The organism is Nioella sp. (assembly GCF_964229645.1).
Classification (GTDB): Bacteria; Pseudomonadota; Alphaproteobacteria; order Rhodobacterales; family Rhodobacteraceae; genus Nioella.
In genome coordinates this window covers 40,523-60,339 of record NZ_CAXREX010000182.1, presented here as the reverse complement: position 1 = coordinate 60,339, position 19,817 = coordinate 40,523, and the positions used below count along the sequence as shown (strand labels likewise).

Below are 19,817 nucleotides of genomic sequence, written 5' to 3'. Positions count from 1 at the left end.
CCGCTTTCGGACTTGCGGGATTTCAGGGAGGAGCCACAATGAACAAGTTTCTACAGGCCGTTATCGGCCTGGCCGTCGCCATTGCGCCGCTGACGTCTTCACCTGCGCTGGCCCAGGCCGAAGAAATCGTGATACCGGCGATTGCCGCGATGTCGGGACCGGTCGCCGTGACCGGACAGGATGCGCAAAAGGGGATCGCAGTTGCCCTTGAACATATCAACGCCGATGGCGGCGTCGCCGGTCGGCCGCTGAAGATCCAACTGTATGACACACAGGGCAATCCCGGTGTGGTGCGCCAAGTGATGGAGCGGTTGACCCGCCTCGAGCGGGCGCCGATCATCCTTGGCTGCGAGATCAGCGCAGGCACATCGGCAGCGGCGCAGTTCGCCGAGCAGGCGCGGGTTCCTTACCTGAACTCGTCGGCGGTGTCGGCCGAGCTCCTCGAACGCGGTTACAAATGGTATTTCTCCGACCAGATCACAGCCGATTCCGAGGCGTCCACGGTCGTGTCTTTCCTGGAACACCTCATGACGCAAGGCGACGTCGTCCCGGCGCTGCTTTATGAAGACAGCCCGCGCGGCGCCGGAACCATCGAGCGGATCGAAGTTCTGCTGGAGGAGCGGGGCATCGAGATCGCCGCCAGCGCGCCGTATTCGCGCAGCGATCGCAACCTTCTGCCACCGGTCAAGCGGGTGCAGACGTCGGGTGCCAACGTGGTGATCTGGGCCGGCTACACCGAAGATGTGGTGACCGGGCTCCAGGCAATGCAGCAGCTTGACTTCAAACCCTACATTGTCGGAATCGGCGGCGGCCCGGGTGATGTGCGCATCCCGCAACTGGTGGACCGGGGCTTCATTGAGGACGTCAATCTCAGCACGGTGGACTACTTCAATCCCGACATGGACCGCGCCCAGCGATTTGTGAAGTCCTACGAGGAAGAGCACGGCATCGTGCCGTCCAGCTATGCGTCGATGTGCTACCGCGGTGCCTACACGCTGAAGGCTGCGCTGGAGAAGACGCTTGAAGCCGGCCAGGATCTGACGACCGAGAACCTTCGCGCCGCCATCCTTGAGATCGACATCCCCGGCGATCAGCTGATCTCGCCTTTCTCGCGGATCAAGTTCGACGAACACGGCCGGAACGTCGGATCGCAGAACCTGATCGCGCAATGGAAGGAAGGCGGCACGAAGAAGGTCACGGTCTGGCCGCCAGAGGTGGCTGTGGAAGACCCCAATCCTCTGAACTGATACGTAAACTGGACGGGAGTGGTCAGGATGAGTGTTGAGCTTCTTGTTCAGGCGGCAGTGTCGGGGTTCCTGATGGGTGGCATCTATGCGCTTATCGCCCTGGCCCTGGCGCTGGTGTTCGGCGTCATGGGCGTGCTGAACTTCGCCCATGGCGACCTGCTCATGGTCGGCATGTACGGCGTGGTGATGGTCTGCGCCTCCACGGGTCTCTCGCCGTTTCTTGCGGGCCTCCTGATTGTGCCTGCCATGATGGCGATCGGATGGGCGGTCTTCGGGCTGCTCATCCGGCCGATCGTCGGCTCCGCCCCTCTCGTTCAGGCGCAGTTGACCATCGGGCTGTCATTCGTGATCCAGAGCGCGGCGTTCCTGTGGTTCGGGGCCGACCTGTTCAACGTGAGGACCGAACTCGGAGCGTCGACAATCCGTCTTGGCGCCATCGTGGTAAGCGTGCCGTTGCTGATAGGCTTCGTCATCGCCCTGGTGGCGTCGGGGCTGCTGGCCTGGTTTCTCTCGGCGACCGTCTGGGGGTACCGCATCCGTGCCACGGCGGAAGACCCGGTGATGGCCCAACTGTGCGGCGTGACGGTGCAGCGTGTGCAGATGTGGGTCTTCGTCGGCGCGACGGGGTCGCTGGCGGTCGCCGCCGGCTGCCTGATGGGGTTCTATCATGTCACCCCGGTGGTGGGCCTTCAGTTCAGCGTTCTGTCTCTGATGATCGTGGTGCTGGGCGGGCTGGGTGATCTGCGCGGTGCGATGGTGGCGGCGCTGGTTCTCGGCGTGGCCGAGGCGCTGGCCGGCGCCATCTTCAACAGCGCATCGGCGCCGGCGGGGCTTTACATCTTGTTCGGCGCCGTGCTGCTTCTGAGGCCGCACGGCCTTCTGGGGCGGGGGGCGACGGTATGAGCGGCAAACCGGATACCGCGGTCCGCCTCGGTCGATCCCCGGCGGGTGCCATAGCAGGCGTGCTGCGCAGCGAGGGTGCAGTCGCCATCCTGGTCATCTGGGTGGCGGTGGTGATCGCCCTCACCGTTCTGAACGCCTACTGGGTCAGCGTCGCGGTGATGATGCTCGTGTGGTGCTACCTCTGCACGGCCTGGAACCTGATCGGCGGCTATGTCGGCCAGGTCTCCTTTGGCCACGGGGCCTTCTTCGGTGTCGGTGCCTACTGCACCATCTACCTTGCCACCACCTATGGGGTCAGTCCCTGGCTGGGGATGATCTTCGGCATGGCCCTGTCGGTCGTTCTCGCCCTGGCGGCGGGTTACATTCCGTTCCGGAAAGGTCTCAGCCACCTCGTCTTTGCGCTCCTGACGCTTGCCCTGGCCTATGCGCTTTTCTACGGGGTGTCGGGGGTCAGAGCACTCGGTGGCACCAACGGCATGTTCATGCCGCTTGACGAGACCGGTCTTGCGGCCCTGCGCTTTCAGGACCTCTGGCCCTATCTGCTCGTCATCGCGGTATTCAACACGGTGCTCCTGCTCGTCCTGCAGGCGCTTCTGAATTCGCGCCACGGCTTCATCTGGCGCGCCACCCGGGACAACGAGGCCGCAGCCGCGGCGTCGGGCATCAATCTTTTCCGGTCCAAACAGCTCGCCTTCGCCATCAGCGCCGCGGCGACCTCGGTGGCGGGCGGCTTCTACGCGCAGTTCGTGGGCTTCATAGACCCGCATTCGGTGCTGGGCGTGCATGTGATCATTCTGATCCTGCTGTTCTCGGTTGTCGGTGGCACCGGAACACTTCTGGGTCCGGTCGTGGGCACCCTTGTGCTCTTCCCCCTGGGCGAGATCATGCGCGTGCAGTTGATGTCGCTTGGGGCAGGCGCGCACCAGCTGGTCTACGGCGCCGCCCTTGTCGCGGTGATCCTGCTTCTGCCGGGGGGGCTGATCGGGCAGTTGCGCAGGGCACTGGGCGGGCGATGGTTTTCCGGCTTCACCCTTTCCGTGCCGCAGTCCGTCGCTGCCGGGCCGTTGCCCCGGCGCCACGCCGCCGATCTTGAGGATGGCGGGAAAATTCTCACCGCAGATGGCGTGGGCCGTGACTTTGGCGGCGTGACGGCACTGCAGTCGGTCGATCTCGAAGTTCGTCAGGGCGAAATCCTCGGCCTGATCGGCCCCAACGGCGCCGGCAAGACGACCTTCTTCAACCTGCTCGGCGGTGCCTTTCCGCCAAGCCGCGGCCGGATAACCCTGCTCGGACAGCGCGTCGACGGGCTGGCCCCGCACGAATGCACCCAACTGGGCATCGCGCGCACCTTCCAGATCACGCAGACTTTCGCGTCCTTCACGGTGGCCGAGGCGGTGTTCACTGCCGCGCTTCCCGACCGCTCCTTCGACGAAGCCCGCAGCATCGCCGGTCGGGTGCTTTCCCGTGTCGGGCTCGAGACACGCCGAGATGTGCCCTGTGCAGAACTCACGCTGTCCGAGCGGCGTCGGCTGGAAATCGCGCGCGCCCTTGCAACGGGACCTTCTCTGTTGCTGCTCGACGAAGTCATGGCGGGGCTGACACCGACCGAGGTGACAAGCGTGATCGCGCTCATCCGCGGCCTGCGCGCGGAAGGGATCACCGTGGTGATCATCGAGCACGTGATGCATGCGGTGATGGAGCTTTGCGACCGGATTGTGGTGCTCGATGCGGGCGCGGTGATAGCCGAGGGGCTGCCAAGCGAGGTCAGTCGGGATCCCCACGTGATCGAAGCCTATCTCGGCAAGCGCGCGCAGCAAGCCTCTGCCGCCGCAGCATCCGACAACGCCGACAACGGAGAAACCTGAATGATGATGTTTGATCTGCCCGAGGACGTCAGGGAAGTGCAGCAGATGGTGCGGCGCGTCGCCAACGAGCGCGTGGCGCCCCGCGCCCACGAAATCGACCGCAGCGGGGAGTACCCGCAGGACATGTTCGATCTGCTGCGCGAACTGGGGATGTTCACCTTGCCGTTTCCGGCCGAGCACGGCGGCATGGGAAGCCAGCTTGCCGCCTGCGTCGCGGTCGAGGAACTGGCGCGCGTCTGCTATAATACCGCCTATCTGCTGATCGTGCAGTGGGTCCCGTTCGGTGCGATCCTGTTCGGCGGTGACGAGGCGCAGAAGGCGCGCTTCCTGCCCGGCTTGGCCGATGGCAGCCTGCGGAGTGCGCTGGCGGTCACCGAGCCGCAAAGCGGATCGGATGTTGCCGGGATCCGCACCCGCGCTGTGCGCGAGGGCGACGCTTATCGCATCAATGGCCAGAAAATCTGGAGCACCAACTCGGCGGTCGCCGACTTCGTTCTTGTCGCGGCCAAGACCGGCGCCAGCGACAGCACCGGAGAGATCAACTTCTTCATCGTCGAAAAGGGCACGAAGGGCTTCGAGCTTGGCCGCAAGGAAGACAAGCTGGGCGCCCGGGGCGTGCCTTCGAACGCACTGCATTTCGAGGACATGATCGTGCCCGCCGCCAACCGGATCGGCCCCGAGGGCAAGGGCTTCAAGATCGTGATGGAAGCGTTCAACCAGTCGCGTCCGATCATCGGGGCACGCGGCGTCGGTCTGGCCCAGGGAGCGATGGAACTCGCGCGCGATTTCATCCTCGAACGGCAGGCCTTCGGGCAGGCGGTATCCGACTTCCAGGGCGTGCGCTGGATGATCGCCGACATGGCAACCGGAGTGGAGGCATCGCGGCTGCTGGTCTATCGCGCCGCCGCCCTGGTGGACGCCGGCAAGACAGGAACCGAACTGGCTGCGGCGGCCGCGATGGCCAAGCGGTTCGCCACCGACACCGCGATGCAGGTGGCCCAGGACGCCGTCCAGCTTTTCGGGGCGGCGGGCATCTCGAGCGAGGTTCCGATCAACCGCTACTTCCGCGACGCCAAGGTTCTGCAGATCATCGAGGGCACCAACCAGATTCAGCGCAACATCATCTCCAACACGATCCTGGGCCGGCCCCGCACATCTACTCGGGGCCCAAGATGAAGCTGTCGATCGAGTCTCTCGTCTCCGGTTACGGTCTGCTCGACGTGCTCCACGGTGTCAGCATCGAGATCGCCGAGGGCGAGGTCGTGGCTGTGATCGGGCCGAACGGCGCGGGCAAATCCACCCTTCTGCGCACGATTTCGGGCCTCGTGGCCGCCCGTTCCGGGACAATCCGCTACGATGGCAAGGAGATCGGCGGCCTTGCCGCCAGCGAGATTCCGCGCCTTGGCCTCGTTCATGTACCCGAGGCGCGGCACGTCTTCGGGTCGCTCACGGTCGAACAGAACCTGATCGTGGGCGCAAGCGCCGCATCCGACACGAAAGACCGGAAGAGCGCCCTTTCCGAGGTCTACGAACTCTTTCCGATGCTGAGCCAGAAGGCCCGCGAACTTGCCGGAGGGCTCTCGGGCGGTCAGCAGCAGATGCTGGCGATCGGGCGCGCGCTTATGTCCCGGCCCAGCATGATCATGCTCGACGAGCCGTCGCTCGGCCTCGCGCCTCTGGTGGTCGAGCAGATGTACGAGGCCCTCGACGGTCTTCGCCGCACCGGCCTGACCATTCTTCTCGTGGAACAGGATGTCTACATGGCGCTGGATTTCGCCAGCCGCGCCTATGTTCTGGAAAACGGGACAATCGCTCTCACCGGAGCCTCCGACGTCTTGCGCCACGACGATCATGTGCGCCGTTCGTATTTGGGAATCTGACCCGCCCGGTGCCCGCATTCCGCCTGCCATTCAGACCGGCATCGGCGGCAGGCCGTGCGCAAACTGCGGACCGGTCAGCCCCGCAGCGCCGAGATGCCCAGGGCCCCCTGCGCCAGAAGCAGCGCCTGAAGCTGGTTTGTGCCTTCGGCAATCGTCAGGTGGCGCACGTCGCGATAGTAGCGCTCCACCGGGAAGTCCCGGGTATAGCCCGCCCCGCCATGCACCTGCAAAGCGGTCTCGCAGACCCTGAGCGCCGTGTCGGAATTGTGGCGCTTGGCCATCGAGCAGGCGCGGCCGCGATCCGGCGCGCCGCGGTCCAGCGCGTCGGCCGCCCGGCAAGCCAGCATACGCGAGGTTTCCACGCCGGTCATCATGTCGGCGATCATCTGCTGAACCAGTTGGAAACCGCCGATCTTGCGCCCGAACTGTTCCCGTTCACCGGCATAGCGCAGCGCCGCCTCGTAGGCGGCAATCGACAGGCCGAGGCAGGTGAAGGACACAAAGCAGCGGCCCACGTTCAGATAGTGCTTGGCGATGGCAAAGGCCTCGCCCTCGGTGCCGATCAGGTGATCGGGTGGCAGCCTCACGTCTTCGAACAGAAGCTCGCCCAGCGGGCAGGCGTTCATGCCCATGCTGCGCACCTCGCGCGCCGAGAACCCCGACGCGCCGGTCTCGACCACGAAGGCCGAGACCCCTGCTCTTTCGCCCTCACCCGAACGCGCGAAGACAACGCCCAGATCGGCCCCCGTCCCATTCGAAATATACAGCTTGCGACCGTTCAGCCGCCAGCCATCGCCGTCGCGCCGGGCCCGTGTCTCGACATTGCTGGCGTCCGAGCCGACATTGGGTTCGGTCAGCGCGAAGAAGGCGGTCTTGCGGCCCGACACCAGATCGCCCAGCCATCTTTGCTGCTGCTCTGGCGTTCCGCGCTGCGCAATGATCATCAGGACCAGGTTGGAGGTGCTGACGATGCTGCGCAGGGACGGCCAGACCTGCGACAGCTCGCACAGGAGCGTGCAATAGGTGAGGTAGTCCAGACCCGCCCCGCCCTGCGCCTCGGGCAAAAGGCCGCCCAGAAGGCCGAACTCGCCCATCTTTTGCAACACTTCGGGCGGCGGCGGACGGTGGGCATCCTCGTGCGCCTCGACCAACGGCGCCACCTCGGCGTCAAGGTATTTGCGGAAGCTGCGCCGCGCCGTTTCCTGCCAGTCGTCCAGCTCAAACTGCATCGGTCCTCACTCCAGCCTTTCGGCTTGGTCCAGAATTTCGGCCTGATGCTCGCCCACTGCCGGGACGTGGCCCGCCGGATCACTCATCCCAGCCATCGGCACCGGGAAGGCCATCACCTGCGCCGCGCCGGCTGAGCGCACCATCCCGCGCGCCTTGAGCTGCGGGTCTCGTGCCAGATCCTCCAGCCCGTTGACCGGGGCGAAGGGAACATCCTCGGCCTCAAAGATCTCCGCCCAATGCGCATAAGGACGCGCGGCGATCAACGGGGTCAGGGCGGCGCTGATATCATCCGTGCGGTCGGTGCGTGCGGCGAAGTCGTCAAGCGCCGGATCGTCGAAGCCCGTCATCCCGGTGGCGCGGATCAGGCGGCGGAAGAAATGCGTCTCGATCGCACCGATGGTCATATATTTTCCGTCGGCGGTCGCGAAGATACCATAGGCGGCGCGGCGCAGGATATCGGCCTTTGTGATCTCGCGCCCGGCCTGGCGTCCGGCGTCCCACACGCCGTAGCGCGGGGCGACCCAACTGGCCAGCGCGTCGGTGATCGCCACGTCCAGATACTGGCCCCGCCCCGTGGCGTCGCGTCCGCGCAACGCAGCAAGAATGGTGATGATGGCATACATGGCTGCCGAGAGATCCCCGATCGGCACGCCAGTCGTGTATTCAGGCGGTCCGTCGGGCGCGCCCGAGATCGCCACCGCGCCCGCCATCGCCGCGTAGTTCAGATCATGCCCCGGCCAGTCGCGCGCCGGCCCGGTCTGACCATAGCCGCTGACCGAACAGTAGACGAGGCCGGGATTGAGCGCCGAAAGCGTCTCATAGTCGATGCCCAGCCGCGCGGTCACGCCCGGGCGATAACCCTCGATCACGACGTCCGCCCGTTTGGCCAGCCGCAGGAAAGCCGCGCGGTCTGTGTCGTCCTTGAGGTTCAGGGCGATGCTTTTCTTGCCGCGGTTCACGGCGGCAAAGAGGCCGGGGAACATGGCGCGCGCGGCGTCGCCCGCGGGACGTTCGACCTTGATGACCTCGGCCCCCATCTCGGCCAGTTGCTGCGTGGCATAGGGTCCGGGCAGAAGCTCGGTCAGATCGAGGACGCGAAGCCCCGAAAGCGGTGCAGTGCCGGTCATTTTTGCGCTCCTGTGCTGTCCGCGCAGTCCGGGTCTACGATCCCGGCGCATTCCGCCGAGTCGTCCTGTTCCAGGATCATGTCCCAGATCTTCTGACCCTGTGGATTTTCGAGTTCTTCCATCAGATGCGCCAGAAGCCCGGCGGATCGGCCAATCAGGGCGAAGGCCCGCGCCCAGATCGGGGCAAGCCCCATGTCCGAAACGGTGGCCCCGACCGCGCCGGCGGCGTTGATGGGCAGCAGACGGCCATATTCCTCGCGGGCGGCGGACTCGACGGCCGCCATGAAGCGCCAATGCCGCCCGTCGAACCCGTTCTCGCCCGCGATGCGCCGCAGAACCGGCGTGCGGGGGTCGCCCTCGACGTGGATCGGATGGCCGAGGCCCGGCACAATGCGGCGCGCCGCGCGAAAGGCGCGCACGACCTCCTGCGCGCGGGCGGCATAGGCTGCGTCGTCGTCGCTGTCAGACAGCCCGCCGATCTCGTCGCGGGTAAAGGCGGCGGCGTTCTGCATGGTGCCCAAAAAATGGTTTCCCGCGCCCAGCAAGCCCGCAGCCACCGCGCCCTGAAGCGATTCCGGCGCGCCGAGAATGGTCATTCGCGCGGCGATGGCGCTGGGGGTAAGGCCGTGATCGGTGGCGGTGACGATGATCGCATTGGTCATCGCGCGGGTGCGGGCATCCGGCTCCTTCCCCGTGGCGGTGAAATAGATCATGTCGATGAAATCCATCTTGCCCAGGATGTCATCGGCCAGATCGCGCCCGCGCACATAGATGCGGTCGCGGGTGGTGAAACCGATGTCCGTCTTTACCGTCATTGTCTTGCCTTTCCTTCTGTGTCGGTCGGAGCGCGCAGGATCACCGCGTCAAGCACCGTGGCACCCGCCGGACCGGCGCGCACCGGATTGAGATCCATCTCCGCGATGTCGCCGCGCGCACCCAGGGCGGCCAGGATCACGAGAAGATCGGCCAGCGCGCCCAGATCGGCGCCGGGGCGGCCGCGCAGCGGACCCAGCAGTGCGCGTCCGCGGATCTCGTCGATCATCGCCAGCGCCTCGTCCCGCCCAAAGGGCGCGGCGCGGTGCGTGACGTCAGAAAGCGCCTCGACCATCACGCCGCCGAGGCCGAAGCTCACCACCGGGCCGAACACCGGATCGCGGTGCAGTCCCGCCATCACCTCGACGCCCGGCCCCTGTTCCATGCGCTCAACCAGAGCGCGCTCCAGCCTGTGCCCCTGCGCCGCCAGCGACGCCGCCATCGCGTCCCAGGCCGCCGCCAGCGCCTGCTCATCCATCAGCCCGACGGCTACGGCCCCGGCTTCGGTCTTGTGCAGAAGACCGGGCACCAGCGCCTTGAGCACCACCGGAAAGCCGATCCCGCGCGCCGCCTCGCCTGCCTGCCTCGCACTGGTCACGACCCGTCCTTCGGGCACGGTCAGACCCAGGTCGGCCAGCACCGCCTTGGCGGCAGCCTCGTCATGCTCGCCGGGCGGAAGTGCGGGCAGCGACGGGGTCTCGGTGTCCGAGGGGCTCCAGTCGCCGCGCCAGATCAGCCGCTTCAACGCCGTCACCGCCTTGCCGAGGCTGCGAAAAGGCGCCAGCCCTGCCGCGTTCAGCGTGGCATAGCCAGCGGCGCGATGCCCGCTCATCCAGACCGGCAGGAGCAGAGCCGGGCTGTCCGGCGCCAGCGCGACCATGTCGTCGGCGGACCGGTCGGTGATCGGGCCGTAGTCGGCGGGAATCGGCAGAAGCACAACATCGGTGGCCGGATCGCGCGCCACCAGCGACAGGCAGTCGCGGTTGAGCGTGTCCTGCGTGAAAACCTGGGTCGTCAGGTCCACCGGGTTATCGACCGCCGCATAGGACGGGGCCAGCGCGCGCAGCCCGGCGCGGGTGTCGGGGGCCAGTTCGGACAGGGTCAAACCGGCGCTGCCCACCATGTCGGCGGCCAGCGCCGCGGTGCCGCCAGAGAAGGAATAAACGCAGATTCCCCGGCGTCGGGCGATGCCCGCACGCTCGAACAGCGCCGCCGTGTCGATCAATTCGTCCAGATCGTCCACCTCGACGATGCCGTGCTGGCGGAACAGCGCCGAGGTGACCGCCGCCGATCCGGCGAGCGCGGCGGTGTGCGAACGGGTGGCAGCAACGCCATAGTCCGACTTGCCCACCTTCATCGCCACCACCGGCTTGCCGGCGCGAGCGGCAGCGCGGGCAGCTGCCAGAAAGCGCGGCCCGTCGCGGAAGCCTTCGGCCAGAAGCGCGATTACCCTTATGTCGGGATCGCCCACCATGTGATGCACGACATCGGCCATGGTCAGGTCGGCCTCGTTGCCGGTAGAGCACCACAGGCCGACGCCGACACCGCGTTCGCTGGCCTGGATAAAGGCGCGGCCAAGCCCGCCGCCCTGTGTGACAAGCCCGATGCCGCCGCCCAGCGTGTCGTTCTTGAACACCGGCGAGAAGGTCAGCCCGAGGCGGCGATTGATGTTGCTCAGCCCCGGCGAGTTCGGCCCATAGATGCGAATCCCGCTGTGCCGGGCGATTTCAGCCATCTCGGTCTCGGCGGCGCGGCCCGCATCCCCGGTTTCGCCGAAGCCAGAGGTGAAGACCACCGCGAACCCAGTTCCTGCCGCGGCGCAATCCCGCAAGGCGTCGATCACCGCCTCCGCCGGAAGGCACACCACCGCCACATCAACGGGGCCGGGCAAGGCCGACATTGCGGGATAGGCCCGCAGGCCATGAACCCTTGCACGCCCGGGATTGACCGGGAAGATCCCTCCCTCAAAGTCGGAATGCTCGGCAAGGTTCAGCAAGGTGTCACTGCCCACGCTTCGGGGGCGTTCACTGGCCCCCAGGATCGCCACGCTGCGCGGCGACAATAGCCGCGAGAGATCGGGGAAGTCGCCCGCCCTCATCGGTTCAGGCACCCGGTGGCGCACGACGGACGAGCAGTTTCCAGACCCCTTCCACCACGGTCTCCCCCCGCTGGTTGGTCACCTCGCGCCGGAACGACAGGATGCCGCGTTCGGGTTTCGAGGTCTCGCGCTTCTCGGCCACGGTGACGCGCACCCCGATCGTGTCGCCGATGAAGGTGGGTTTCGGGAACCGGCATTGCATGTCCAGAAGTCCCAGCAGCGAAGGTTCGAGGAAGGTGTTCAGCAACATCCGCGTGGTCAGCCCCGACATCACCGACACAACCAGAAGCCCGTGTGCGATGCGCTGGCCATAGGCTGACCCGGCGGCATACTCGGCATCCACATGCAGCCGGTTGAAATCGCCCGACAGGCAGGCAAATCCCGTCACGTCCGCCTCGGTGATGGTGCGGGTGGGGCTGTCGAACTGGTCGCCTTCGTTCAGGTCCTCCCAGTAAAGCTGCTGGCCCTTCAGGGCAGAAAGGTCGGGTCGGGTCATCGGCTTTCCTCCTCCTCTTCCGGCAGCGCCAGCACCATGCCCTTGAGTTCGGACTTGAGCACGCGGCCGGTCAGGTTGCGCGGCACCGCCGCCATGAAAACCACGCGTCGCGGACGCTTGTAGCGGTCAAGCCCCGCCTCGGCGTGGGCGATCACATCGGCCGCGGTCAGCCGGGCGCCCGGCGCGGGCACGATCACCGCGCAGATCGCCTCGGTCCAGCGCGGATCGGGCAGGCCGATGCAATGCGCCTCGGCAATCTCGGGATGGCTGGCCAGCGCCTCCTCGATCTCGGGGGCGTAGACGTTGATGCCGCCGCTCTTGATGATGTCGCGCTTGCGGCCGGTGAACCAGAGCAGCCCCTCGGCATCGATCCGACCCAGATCGCCCACCGTCAGATAGTCGCCGCGCCGGGTCTCGGCGGTCAGCGCCTCGTCGTTGTAATATCCGTCATAGCGGCTTTCGCTGCGGGTGCAGATCTCGCCGACCTCACCCTGCGGCACCTCGTTTCCATCATCGTCCAGCAGCTTGAGTTCGACCCCGAAGAAGGGACGGCCCACGCAATTGCCTGCAAGGTTGCGGCGCAGGTCCTCGGCGGTCAGGTTGGCATAGGGCCCTGCTTCGCTGGAGGCGGCATAGATCATCAGCGCATCGCCGAACTTGTCGAGCGCGGCGCGCTTGAGGTCGGGATACATCTCGCCGCCGCCCGACTGCAAAGTGCGCAGCGACGACAGGTCGGCGCCGGCGAAGCCGTCGGACTCGACCATCCGCTGCAGCATGGCCGGCAGCAGCATGGTGGCGGTCAGCCGTTCGTCCTCGATCAGGCGCAGCGCCGCGGCCCCGTCGAAGCGGCGCATCAGATGGACGCTGGCACCCAGATAAAGCGGCAGCAGCGTATAGGTGCAGCCGGCCGACAGGCAGATCGGCAGCGCCGACAGCGCCCGGTCGTCGGGGCGGAAACGCTGCTCGATGGCGCGTTCCTCCATGCCGAAGAGACTGCGCAGCGCGCCCTTGGGCTTGCCGGTGGTCCCCGACGTGTGCAGCATGATCGTGGTGCCGTCCTGCCCTTGCGGCGGATCGGGCGGTGTGTCTGCCAGAAGGTCCGACAGGCGCGGCAGTCCTTGCGCGGCCACGTCGCCAAGGGCGATGATATCGCTTACCACAGTCCGGAACAGATCGGCATGGTCCAGCGCCGCGTCTCCCAGCAGCAAGGCCTTGCTGTCCGAGCGGGCGACCACCTCGGCCATGACCTCGGGCGCGATGCGGTAGTTGATCGGTGCGGGGATCGCGCCCAGCCCGGTCACCGCCACATAGGCGGCAAGGAAATCGGGATGGTTTTCCGAGATCACCGCCACCTTGTCGCCCGGCGCGATGCCGCGTCGCGCCAGCACCGTCATCATCCGTTCCACCCGGTTCAGAAGATCCGTGTAGGTCTGGCTTCGCCCCTCGAACACCACCGAGGGTTTCGTGGGGAACCGCCGCGCGTTCAACCTCAGGGCCTGGAGAAAGGTCATCGGCATGGCCGCCTCCTCAGGTGAATGCCGAGATCCCGAGAACCTCGCGCCCGATGATCAAAGTCTGGATTTCCGAGGTGCCCTCGGGGATCAGCCCGCCGCGGGTGTCGCGGAACAACCGCTCGACCGGGTAATCGGTGGAATATCCCAGCCCGCCATGGGCCTGCAGCGCCATCGACGCGACCTCATGCGCCGCCTCGCTGGCATAGAGCTTGGCAATCGAGCATTCCTTGCGCCCGGGCAGACCCGCGTCCAGCGCCTGTGCTGCGCGGTCGGTCAGGGCGCGGGCGGCTTCGGTGCGGATGGTCATGTCCACGATCAGCTTCTGTACCAGTTGGTAGCCCCCGATCACGTTACCGAACTGCTTGCGCGTCTTGACGTAATCGGTCGAGAGGTCCAGCGCCCGCTGCGACGCGCCCACCGCGCCCGCCGCCACGTTGAGCCGCCCGTAATTCAGCCCGGTAAGGATCGCCTTCAGGCCCTTGCCCGCCGGTCCCAGCAGGTTTTCCTTTGGCACTCTTGCGTTGTGAAAGGCCAGTTGCGATGTCGCCGTGGCCTTGATGAACATCGTGCCCACCCGCGAGGCTTCGAAATCGGTTTCCTCGGAATCCACGAGGAACAGGCTCAGATCGCCGTCGCAGCCTTCGGTGAACGTCCGCGCCACCAGGATTCCGACCCGGCCGTGAATACCATTCGTCGTCCACAGCTTGCCGCCGTTGATCAGCCAGTGGTCGCCCTTGTCCTCGGCCCGGGTCTGGACCGAGGCGACGTCGGAGCCGTGGTCAGGTTCGGTGATCCCGACCCAGACCGGCATCTCCCCGGCGATGACGGGATCCAGCCATTTCTCCTTCTGCCGGGCGTCGCCCAGATGGTGCAGCAGCGCGGCGACGATGTTGACGGTATTGAGCAGCACCCGGAGCGACAGCCAGCGATACCCCGCCTCCTCCATCATCATCGCCCAGGTGCGGTAACTCAGCCCGTAGCCTCCCGCCTCCTCGGGCAGAAGCCCGCCGAGATAGCCGAACTGGCGCAGCGCGCCCACCATCTTCCAGGGCAGCTCGCCCGCCGCCTCGCATTCGGAGATGCGCGCCTCGGTCAGTTCGCGCGCCATGAAACCCCGGATGCTGTCGCGCAGCATCCGCGTCTCCTGCTCCTGGTCATCGATGGACGGCGCGACGTGTTCAGCCATACCGCCCGCCGGTGATGTGCAGTGTCTCACCCGAGATGTATTCCGCCGCATCAGAGGCGAGGAACACCACGCCGTTGGCGATGTCGCGCTCGTTGCCCAGGCGCGGAACGGTGTTCATCGCCAGCGCGCGCGACTTGATCCGGTCGTAGTTCGGAAGTGCCTCGATCATGTCGGTGGCGATGAAACCCGGCGCGATGGCGTTGACCGTGACGTTGAAGCGCCCCTGCTCCATCCCAAGCGCCCGGGTAAAGCCGATAATGCCGGCCTTGGCCGCCGCATAGTTGGTCTGCCCGGGATTGCCGAGATAGGCGCGCGACGAGATGTTGATCACCCTGCCCCAGTTCTGCTCCATGAAATGCGGCACCACGGCGCGCGAGCAGTTGTAGGCACCCTTCAGGATCACGCCCACCACGGCATCCCAATCCTGCTCCGGCATCTTGGTGATATAGTTGTCGCGCGGAAAGCCGGCGTTGTTCACAAGGATATGGACGGCCCCGAATTTCTCGATCGTGCGCGCGACGAGCGCGTTGACCTGGGCCTCGTCGGTGACGTCGCAGACGGCACCGATCGCCGCGTAACCGTCGGCGACAAACGCAGCGCGGGTGGCTTCGGTGGTTTCCGGGTCGATATCGGTGATCACCACCTTCGCCCCTTCCTCGGCCAGCGCGCGCGCCGTCACCGCGCCGATCCCGCGGCCCGACCCGGTGACGATTGCTACCTTGTCCTTCAGTCCCAGTTTCACTTTCGATTCCTTTTTATTGCCTAGTATTCACCCGAGAACGCGGTGACGATTTCCGGGAAGAAGGCGATCAGCGCCAGAACCGCGAACTCTGCCAGAACGAAGGGCAACACACCCACAAAGACCCGTTTGAGCGGCACCCCGGTGATCGAGCTGGCGACGAAGACGTTCATCCCGATGGGCGGCGTGATCAGCCCGATCTCGACGGTCTTGGTGATGAGGATGCCAAACCAGATCGGCGAGTAGCCGAGTTCCATGACCATCGGAAAGACGATCGGCATGGTCAGGATCAGGATCGCCAGCTGATCCATAACGCAGCCCAGAAGCACGTAGATCACGATCAGGATGAGGATCACCATTCCCGGACTGATCTCCAGCCCCTGCACGTAGGAAACCAGCGCCTGCGGTGCCATCGTGAGGGTAACGAAATAGCCGAAGATATGGGCCCCGATGATGATGGTAAAGATCATTGCCGTGGGGCGGGTGGTGCGTTCAAGCGCGTTCATGAAGTCGCGCCAGCCCATGCGCCGCAGCATCACGGCGGCGATCAGGATCGCGCCGAGACAGCCTGCCGCCGCAGCTTCGGTGACGGTGACGGCGCCGGAATAGATTCCGGCGACCACAAACACGAACAGCAAGATCACCGGCCAAAGCTCACGCAGCGACAGGATGCGCTCTCGCCAGCTGTGGCTTTGCACCGGCGGCGCAAGTTTGGGGTTCAGCGCCGCCCAGGCCATGGTGATGCCGGCAAAGGACAGCGCGGTGATCAGTCCGGGTACGATGCCGGCGATGAAGAGCCCGCCGATAGAGGTTTCGGTGATAATGCCGTAGACCATGAGCACCACCGACGGCGGGATCATGATCGACAGCGTGCCGGCTGCCGCCACCGTGCCCACGATCATACCACGGTCATAACCGTATTTTTTGGCCTCCGGCGCGACGGTGCGGGCCATTGTCGCGGTGGCGGCGGTCGACGAGCCAGACACCGCACCGAAACCTGCGCTGGTGAACACCGTGGCCACAGCCAGCCCGCCTGGCAGATGCCCGACCCACTTGTTGGCGGCGCGGAACATGTCCGACGAGATCCGGCTGGCCGACAGGATCTCGGCCATCAGAATGAACAGGGGAATGGCGGTCAGCAACCAGGAGGCTGTGTTGCGATAGGGGGCGACCGACAGGATCCCGAGCGCAAGGTTGAGCCCGCCGATCAGGTAAAGCCCCACAGTGCCGGCGATGCCCATAGCGAAGCCAATCGGCATCCCGACGACGAGAAGCCCCGCCAGCAGGAAGGACACGGGTGCGAGATATTCCATGCTCAGACCGCCCGATCCTTGGGGTCGCGGAGCCGCTGCACGTCGCCCGCCAAGTTCACCAGAAGCCGCAGGACAATCAGCAGGCAGCCGATTGGCGCAATCACGAGGGCGGTGACGAGCGGCGCGTCGATGTCGCCCGACGTGCGATACCCGAAGTCCCACGCCTTGAGCGCCTCACGCGAGGCACCGTAGCACACCAGCGCGAAAAACGCGGCCGCCAGCAGACGCAGAACCACGTCGAGACCGGCGCGCAGCCTGGCTGGCAGCGCCTCGAACAGGATCCCCACCCGCACATGGCCGTCGTGCATCTCAAGGTAGCTCAGGCTTCCGAACACGATGATGGGCATCAGATAGAGTTCGGTGGCCCCTATGACGCCCTCGATCGGGTCGTTCAGGACATAGCGGGTGAAGATCTGGATAAGGATCAGCACCAGCATGATGATCATCGCCGCGCGCGACAGCCAGTTCGCCCAGGTGTCAACCCGGTCCATTGTGCGGCCAAGAGGGCCGTGCAATCCAGCCTTGGGCGGCGGCACGGCGTCCTCTTCGGGATCAAGATCATGCGGATGCACGGTCGGGCCCCTTTACTGCTTCTGGTGCTTTTCGATATTTGAACGAAAAGCCTCCAGCACCTCGCCGCCGGGCATGCCGCGCTCTTCCAGGTCCGAAACCCAGGCATCGAAGACCGGCGCCGTGGCCGTTCTGACCTGTTCGCGCTGCGCTTCGTCAAGAACGATGACCTCGATGCCGCTTTCGCGCATCTTGTCTTCGAGTTCGGCGGCCGATCGGTCGGTTTCCTCGGCGACGCGCTGCATCGCCTCCTGCGCCGCCTGCTTCATCGCCTCCTGATGCTCGGGCGCAAGCCCTTGCCAGACCTCGTCGCGGATCACGTAAGGTGCCCAGTACACGAAGATATCCAGCCCAAGCACAGCGGTGTCGATCACCTCTTCGAGCTTGTAGGAATAGATGCTCGTGGTCGGGAAGATCGCGCCGTCAACCGTGCCGGTCCGGATCGCCTGATAGGTTTCGGGGCTGGGAATATCCACCGGAGCGCCGCCCAGGGCCTTGACAGATTCCGACATGTTACCGGCAATGATCTTCAGCTTGAGCCCATCGATATCCTCCAGGCCGTCGATCTCCTTGCCACGGGTAAAGAGATTGTAGGTGGAGGTCATTACGCCCCAGAGCGGACGCATCCCGTTTTTCAGAAAATCGTTCTCCAGGATCGGCCCCGAGGTCACCGTATCGTAGAATGCCGGTGTGCCGACCGTACTTTGCGAGAACAGCCCCGGCAGCGTGTGCACACCGGCCAGCGGCATCGTGCCCCCGTTATAGGCCGGTGGGACATAGCCTATGTCCACCACGCCCGACTGCACCAACGAGAACATGTCGCGAAGCGAGCCCATCTGCCCTGCGCCGAAATACTGGAACTGGACCTCGCCGTCGGTCAGTTCGGTCACCCGCTCCATCCAGTATTTGGTGCCGGTCTCGACGATGTAGTGGCCCGGCGGAAAGGTGTCCGCCACCTTGAGGGTTGTCTCGGCCAAGGCCACCTGCGGCGCCAGCGCGCCTGCGATTATCAGCGCCGCGCCTGCGGCAAGACGATCCAGTCCGTTCAATACAGTCATTATAATTCTTCCTCCCTGCGTCGGCCGACGCTTCCCGAGCCCGGCCGCCTCCCTTGCTTCGGCGGGTGCCTCATGGACCCGTCCGTTGGTTAGCCTTCCTCGTCCGATGCAATCACCCGGCACGCGGCCCGGTCAATGCGGAAGCGCCGCCCACCCCGATCCCGCCACCAGATCGCACATATATGCGATTGCGCGAACGAAGGCCGCGGTTGCGTCCGCACGTCGATCGCCGGTCCGGTGGACCTGCGCATCCCAGCGCTGTTTCGGTAACGTGGTAGAGTATCAACTCCCCGCTGACCGGCGCATTCGGAATGTCGAGCGTGTCGAACGGCACCTGCCCCCGTGCCGTGGTCCGCTATGGCAGGAGCTGCGCGACGACGATGCCCGGAAACCCGGGAAAGTGCAGCCGTGCGGCGAACGCGTTGGTCATCATTGCGCCGCCGAACACATCGTCGTGGCCCAGCCCGCACTGAAACTCCACCCTGTTTGCAGTGACGGTTCGGGGCATCCATCAAAAAACTGCGAAGGGCCGCAAGACTACCTGCGGCGCCGCGACGAAACGGACAGCTATCATGCCTGGCGTGATATAGGCACGACGGTCGAATGGCTGGATGATAGTCTTCGGAGAAGCGTTGGGGACGAGGCAGCTGCTGAATTGACAGTTTATGATGCGCGAATGGCGATGGCGCGCATAGCGGCCCGCAGGCCCTTCTTGGCAGGCAAATTCTCTCGCAAGCCGGTCGATCAGGCATTTGGCGACGCGCGAACCTGAACAGGACTCCGACTATCGGATCCGGGAAATCTCCGCCCCGGATCCTGGGGTGACCCAGGACTTACGGCGGTCAAGAACTCCGATGTTCAACAGACCTGTGGTCATGACCTTTCTTTCCCAAGTTCTGAAGAATCTCTTCACGCATGATCCTGACAATTTCGTTCTCGGACCGCAGGATGACATCCGTCGGAGCACCAACCCCAACGGCAAACAGGCGGGAACTCTGGTGGCTGGGAAAGGGCATCGAGATCAACCCGGCACCTTTGACGACTTGATCGGTCGAACGATAGTATCCCTTGGCACGCGTCTCGGCCAACGAGGCGACGAAAGCCTTCACGTCCACCGCCGGTTCGTCGGGCGCACGATAGGCATTGATCTTTCGTAACAGGCGACACACTTCTTCATCGCTGAAGCGGCTCATCAGAACCCGTCCCACCCCCGAATTCCCCAGCGGACGTCGCGTGCCGAGGGAAATGTGGTGAATCGGCGACTTCTTCGGACGGATTACCTGCACATACTCGGCTTCGTCGCCGTTCTTTGTTCCCAGGACAACGACATGCTGGGTCCGTTGCGCAATCGCCTTGAGCAGCCGCTGGATGATGCCTTCGCCGAACAGATCCGGGTTCATCCAAGAGCCCAAAAGCGGGACCCGTTCCGTGGGGAAGTAGTTCTTGTTTCGGGCATCGTGCGTCAGGAAGCCGAGGCTGACCATACTCTTCAACAGCGCCGAGGTACTCGATTGCGGATACCCAAGTTTCCTGGATACTTCCACTACCGAAAGCGGTCGACGCATCTCGTCGAAATACACCAACGTTTCACAGGTTCGGGCAACTGATTTCACGATGTGACCCCCGCCGGTCTTCACCGGCGTCTGATGCGCAGCTTCCATAATCCCCTCCCAGCATACTATTATATGAACAGTATTCAGAAAGTAGATTGGCCGCGTATGTATTTTCTGTCAACTGTTAGAAAACCGCGGACAGTCCGTCGCTTGCTGCCAGGGGAT

At 65.0% G+C, this 19,817-nt stretch carries 18 protein-coding genes; 6 read left to right on the top strand and 12 right to left on the bottom strand.

The features are described from left to right. Positions 1-38: 38 nt before the first annotated feature. From ACEQXV_RS12140 to ACEQXV_RS12120, 5 genes are read left to right on the top strand one after another with little or no spacing between them, the layout of a single operon-like run. Complete coding sequence (locus ACEQXV_RS12140) at positions 39-1,247, top strand: ABC transporter substrate-binding protein (RefSeq protein ID WP_370269397.1); 1,209 nt, start codon at positions 39-41, stop codon at positions 1,245-1,247. Between the two features lie 27 nt (positions 1,248-1,274). Beyond that, positions 1,275-2,150 carry a branched-chain amino acid ABC transporter permease gene (locus ACEQXV_RS12135; RefSeq protein WP_370269395.1) on the top strand — a complete coding sequence of 292 codons (876 nt, stop codon included), beginning with the start codon at positions 1,275-1,277 and terminating at the stop codon, positions 2,148-2,150. Then, entirely contained in the window at positions 2,147-4,015 is a 1,869-nt protein-coding gene (locus tag ACEQXV_RS12130; protein WP_370269393.1) for an ATP-binding cassette domain-containing protein, read from the top strand. The genes ACEQXV_RS12135 and ACEQXV_RS12130 overlap by 4 nt, the downstream gene beginning before the upstream one ends. Continuing rightward, positions 4,016-5,191 (top strand): acyl-CoA dehydrogenase family protein, encoded by a 1,176-nt coding sequence (locus ACEQXV_RS12125; RefSeq protein ID WP_370269392.1) that lies wholly within the window; start codon positions 4,016-4,018, stop codon positions 5,189-5,191. Continuing rightward, a complete protein-coding gene (locus ACEQXV_RS12120; protein ID WP_370269391.1) occupies positions 5,188-5,895 on the top strand; it encodes an ABC transporter ATP-binding protein in 708 nt (235 codons plus the stop codon). Before ACEQXV_RS12125 ends, ACEQXV_RS12120 begins: the two co-directional genes overlap by 4 nt. A gap of 74 nt (positions 5,896-5,969) precedes the next feature. Here the strand turns inward: ACEQXV_RS12120 and ACEQXV_RS12115 are convergent, their stop codons facing one another. The 11 genes from ACEQXV_RS12115 to dctP are packed head-to-tail and all read right to left on the bottom strand — an operon-like array spanning position 5,970 to position 18,039. Beyond that, the gene (locus ACEQXV_RS12115; RefSeq protein ID WP_370269390.1) at positions 5,970-7,124 is read right to left on the bottom strand and encodes an acyl-CoA dehydrogenase family protein; all 1,155 of its coding nucleotides are present in this window, start codon (positions 7,122-7,124) and stop codon (positions 5,970-5,972) included. A 6-nt stretch (positions 7,125-7,130) separates the two neighbouring features. Beyond that, positions 7,131-8,252, bottom strand: coding sequence for a CaiB/BaiF CoA transferase family protein (locus ACEQXV_RS12110; protein WP_370269389.1), 1,122 nt, complete (start codon positions 8,250-8,252; stop codon positions 7,131-7,133). Next, the gene (locus tag ACEQXV_RS12105; RefSeq protein ID WP_370269388.1) at positions 8,249-9,067 is read right to left on the bottom strand and encodes a citryl-CoA lyase; all 819 of its coding nucleotides are present in this window, start codon (positions 9,065-9,067) and stop codon (positions 8,249-8,251) included. Before ACEQXV_RS12105 ends, ACEQXV_RS12110 begins: the two co-directional genes overlap by 4 nt. Beyond that, entirely contained in the window at positions 9,064-11,163 is a 2,100-nt protein-coding gene (locus ACEQXV_RS12100) for an acetate--CoA ligase family protein (protein WP_372525753.1), read from the bottom strand. Before ACEQXV_RS12100 ends, ACEQXV_RS12105 begins: the two co-directional genes overlap by 4 nt. A gap of 4 nt (positions 11,164-11,167) precedes the next feature. Further along, a complete protein-coding gene (locus ACEQXV_RS12095) occupies positions 11,168-11,659 on the bottom strand; it encodes a MaoC family dehydratase (protein WP_370269385.1) in 492 nt (163 codons plus the stop codon). Further along, positions 11,656-13,176, bottom strand: coding sequence for a class I adenylate-forming enzyme family protein (locus ACEQXV_RS12090; RefSeq protein ID WP_370269384.1), 1,521 nt, complete (start codon positions 13,174-13,176; stop codon positions 11,656-11,658). Before ACEQXV_RS12090 ends, ACEQXV_RS12095 begins: the two co-directional genes overlap by 4 nt. 10 nt (positions 13,177-13,186) lie before the next feature. Further along, positions 13,187-14,359, bottom strand: a complete 1,173-nt coding sequence (locus ACEQXV_RS12085) for an acyl-CoA dehydrogenase family protein (RefSeq protein WP_370269383.1) — start codon at positions 14,357-14,359, stop codon at positions 13,187-13,189. Next, complete coding sequence (locus tag ACEQXV_RS12080) at positions 14,352-15,101, bottom strand: SDR family NAD(P)-dependent oxidoreductase (RefSeq protein ID WP_370269381.1); 750 nt, start codon at positions 15,099-15,101, stop codon at positions 14,352-14,354. The genes ACEQXV_RS12085 and ACEQXV_RS12080 overlap by 8 nt, the downstream gene beginning before the upstream one ends. A 20-nt stretch (positions 15,102-15,121) precedes the next feature. Continuing rightward, entirely contained in the window at positions 15,122-16,411 is a 1,290-nt protein-coding gene (locus tag ACEQXV_RS12075; RefSeq protein WP_370269379.1) for a TRAP transporter large permease, read from the bottom strand. 2 nt (positions 16,412-16,413) lie between these two features. Further along, positions 16,414-16,983 (bottom strand): TRAP transporter small permease, encoded by a 570-nt coding sequence (locus ACEQXV_RS12070; protein WP_370269378.1) that lies wholly within the window; start codon positions 16,981-16,983, stop codon positions 16,414-16,416. A gap of 12 nt (positions 16,984-16,995) precedes the next feature. Continuing rightward, a complete protein-coding gene (dctP, locus tag ACEQXV_RS12065) occupies positions 16,996-18,039 on the bottom strand; it encodes a TRAP transporter substrate-binding protein DctP (RefSeq protein ID WP_370269377.1) in 1,044 nt (347 codons plus the stop codon). Positions 18,040-18,310: 271 nt separating this feature from the next. Between dctP and ACEQXV_RS12060 the strand changes: the two genes are divergently transcribed. Next, complete coding sequence (locus tag ACEQXV_RS12060; protein ID WP_370269375.1) at positions 18,311-18,811, top strand: hypothetical protein; 501 nt, start codon at positions 18,311-18,313, stop codon at positions 18,809-18,811. 70 nt (positions 18,812-18,881) lie between these two features. Here ACEQXV_RS12060 and ACEQXV_RS12055 read toward each other — a convergent pair whose 3' ends face one another. Further along, positions 18,882-19,700 (bottom strand): IclR family transcriptional regulator, encoded by an 819-nt coding sequence (locus tag ACEQXV_RS12055; RefSeq protein WP_370269374.1) that lies wholly within the window; start codon positions 19,698-19,700, stop codon positions 18,882-18,884. Positions 19,701-19,817 lie beyond the last annotated feature (117 nt).

Bases quoted from the DNA above. Each gene is read 5' to 3' on its own strand.
- ACEQXV_RS12110 (WP_370269389.1), bottom strand. From the start codon at position 8,252: ATGACCGGCACTGCACCGCTTTCGGGGCTTCGCGTCCTCGATCTGACC.
- ACEQXV_RS12115 (WP_370269390.1), bottom strand. From the start codon at position 7,124: ATGCAGTTTGAGCTGGACGACTGGCAGGAAACGGCGCGGCGCAGCTTC.
- ACEQXV_RS12140 (WP_370269397.1), top strand. From the start codon at position 39: ATGAACAAGTTTCTACAGGCCGTTATCGGCCTGGCCGTCGCCATTGCG.
- ACEQXV_RS12075 (WP_370269379.1), bottom strand. From the start codon at position 16,411: ATGGAATATCTCGCACCCGTGTCCTTCCTGCTGGCGGGGCTTCTCGTC.
- ACEQXV_RS12130 (WP_370269393.1), top strand. From the start codon at position 2,147: ATGAGCGGCAAACCGGATACCGCGGTCCGCCTCGGTCGATCCCCGGCG.
- ACEQXV_RS12120 (WP_370269391.1), top strand. From the start codon at position 5,188: ATGAAGCTGTCGATCGAGTCTCTCGTCTCCGGTTACGGTCTGCTCGAC.
- ACEQXV_RS12090 (WP_370269384.1), bottom strand. From the start codon at position 13,176: ATGCCGATGACCTTTCTCCAGGCCCTGAGGTTGAACGCGCGGCGGTTC.
- ACEQXV_RS12125 (WP_370269392.1), top strand. From the start codon at position 4,016: ATGATGATGTTTGATCTGCCCGAGGACGTCAGGGAAGTGCAGCAGATG.
- dctP (WP_370269377.1), bottom strand. From the start codon at position 18,039: ATGACTGTATTGAACGGACTGGATCGTCTTGCCGCAGGCGCGGCGCTG.
- ACEQXV_RS12055 (WP_370269374.1), bottom strand. From the start codon at position 19,700: ATGGAAGCTGCGCATCAGACGCCGGTGAAGACCGGCGGGGGTCACATC.
- ACEQXV_RS12135 (WP_370269395.1), top strand. From the start codon at position 1,275: ATGAGTGTTGAGCTTCTTGTTCAGGCGGCAGTGTCGGGGTTCCTGATG.
- ACEQXV_RS12095 (WP_370269385.1), bottom strand. From the start codon at position 11,659: ATGACCCGACCCGACCTTTCTGCCCTGAAGGGCCAGCAGCTTTACTGG.
- ACEQXV_RS12105 (WP_370269388.1), bottom strand. From the start codon at position 9,067: ATGACGGTAAAGACGGACATCGGTTTCACCACCCGCGACCGCATCTAT.
- ACEQXV_RS12085 (WP_370269383.1), bottom strand. From the start codon at position 14,359: ATGGCTGAACACGTCGCGCCGTCCATCGATGACCAGGAGCAGGAGACG.
- ACEQXV_RS12100 (WP_372525753.1), bottom strand. From the start codon at position 11,163: ATGAGGGCGGGCGACTTCCCCGATCTCTCGCGGCTATTGTCGCCGCGC.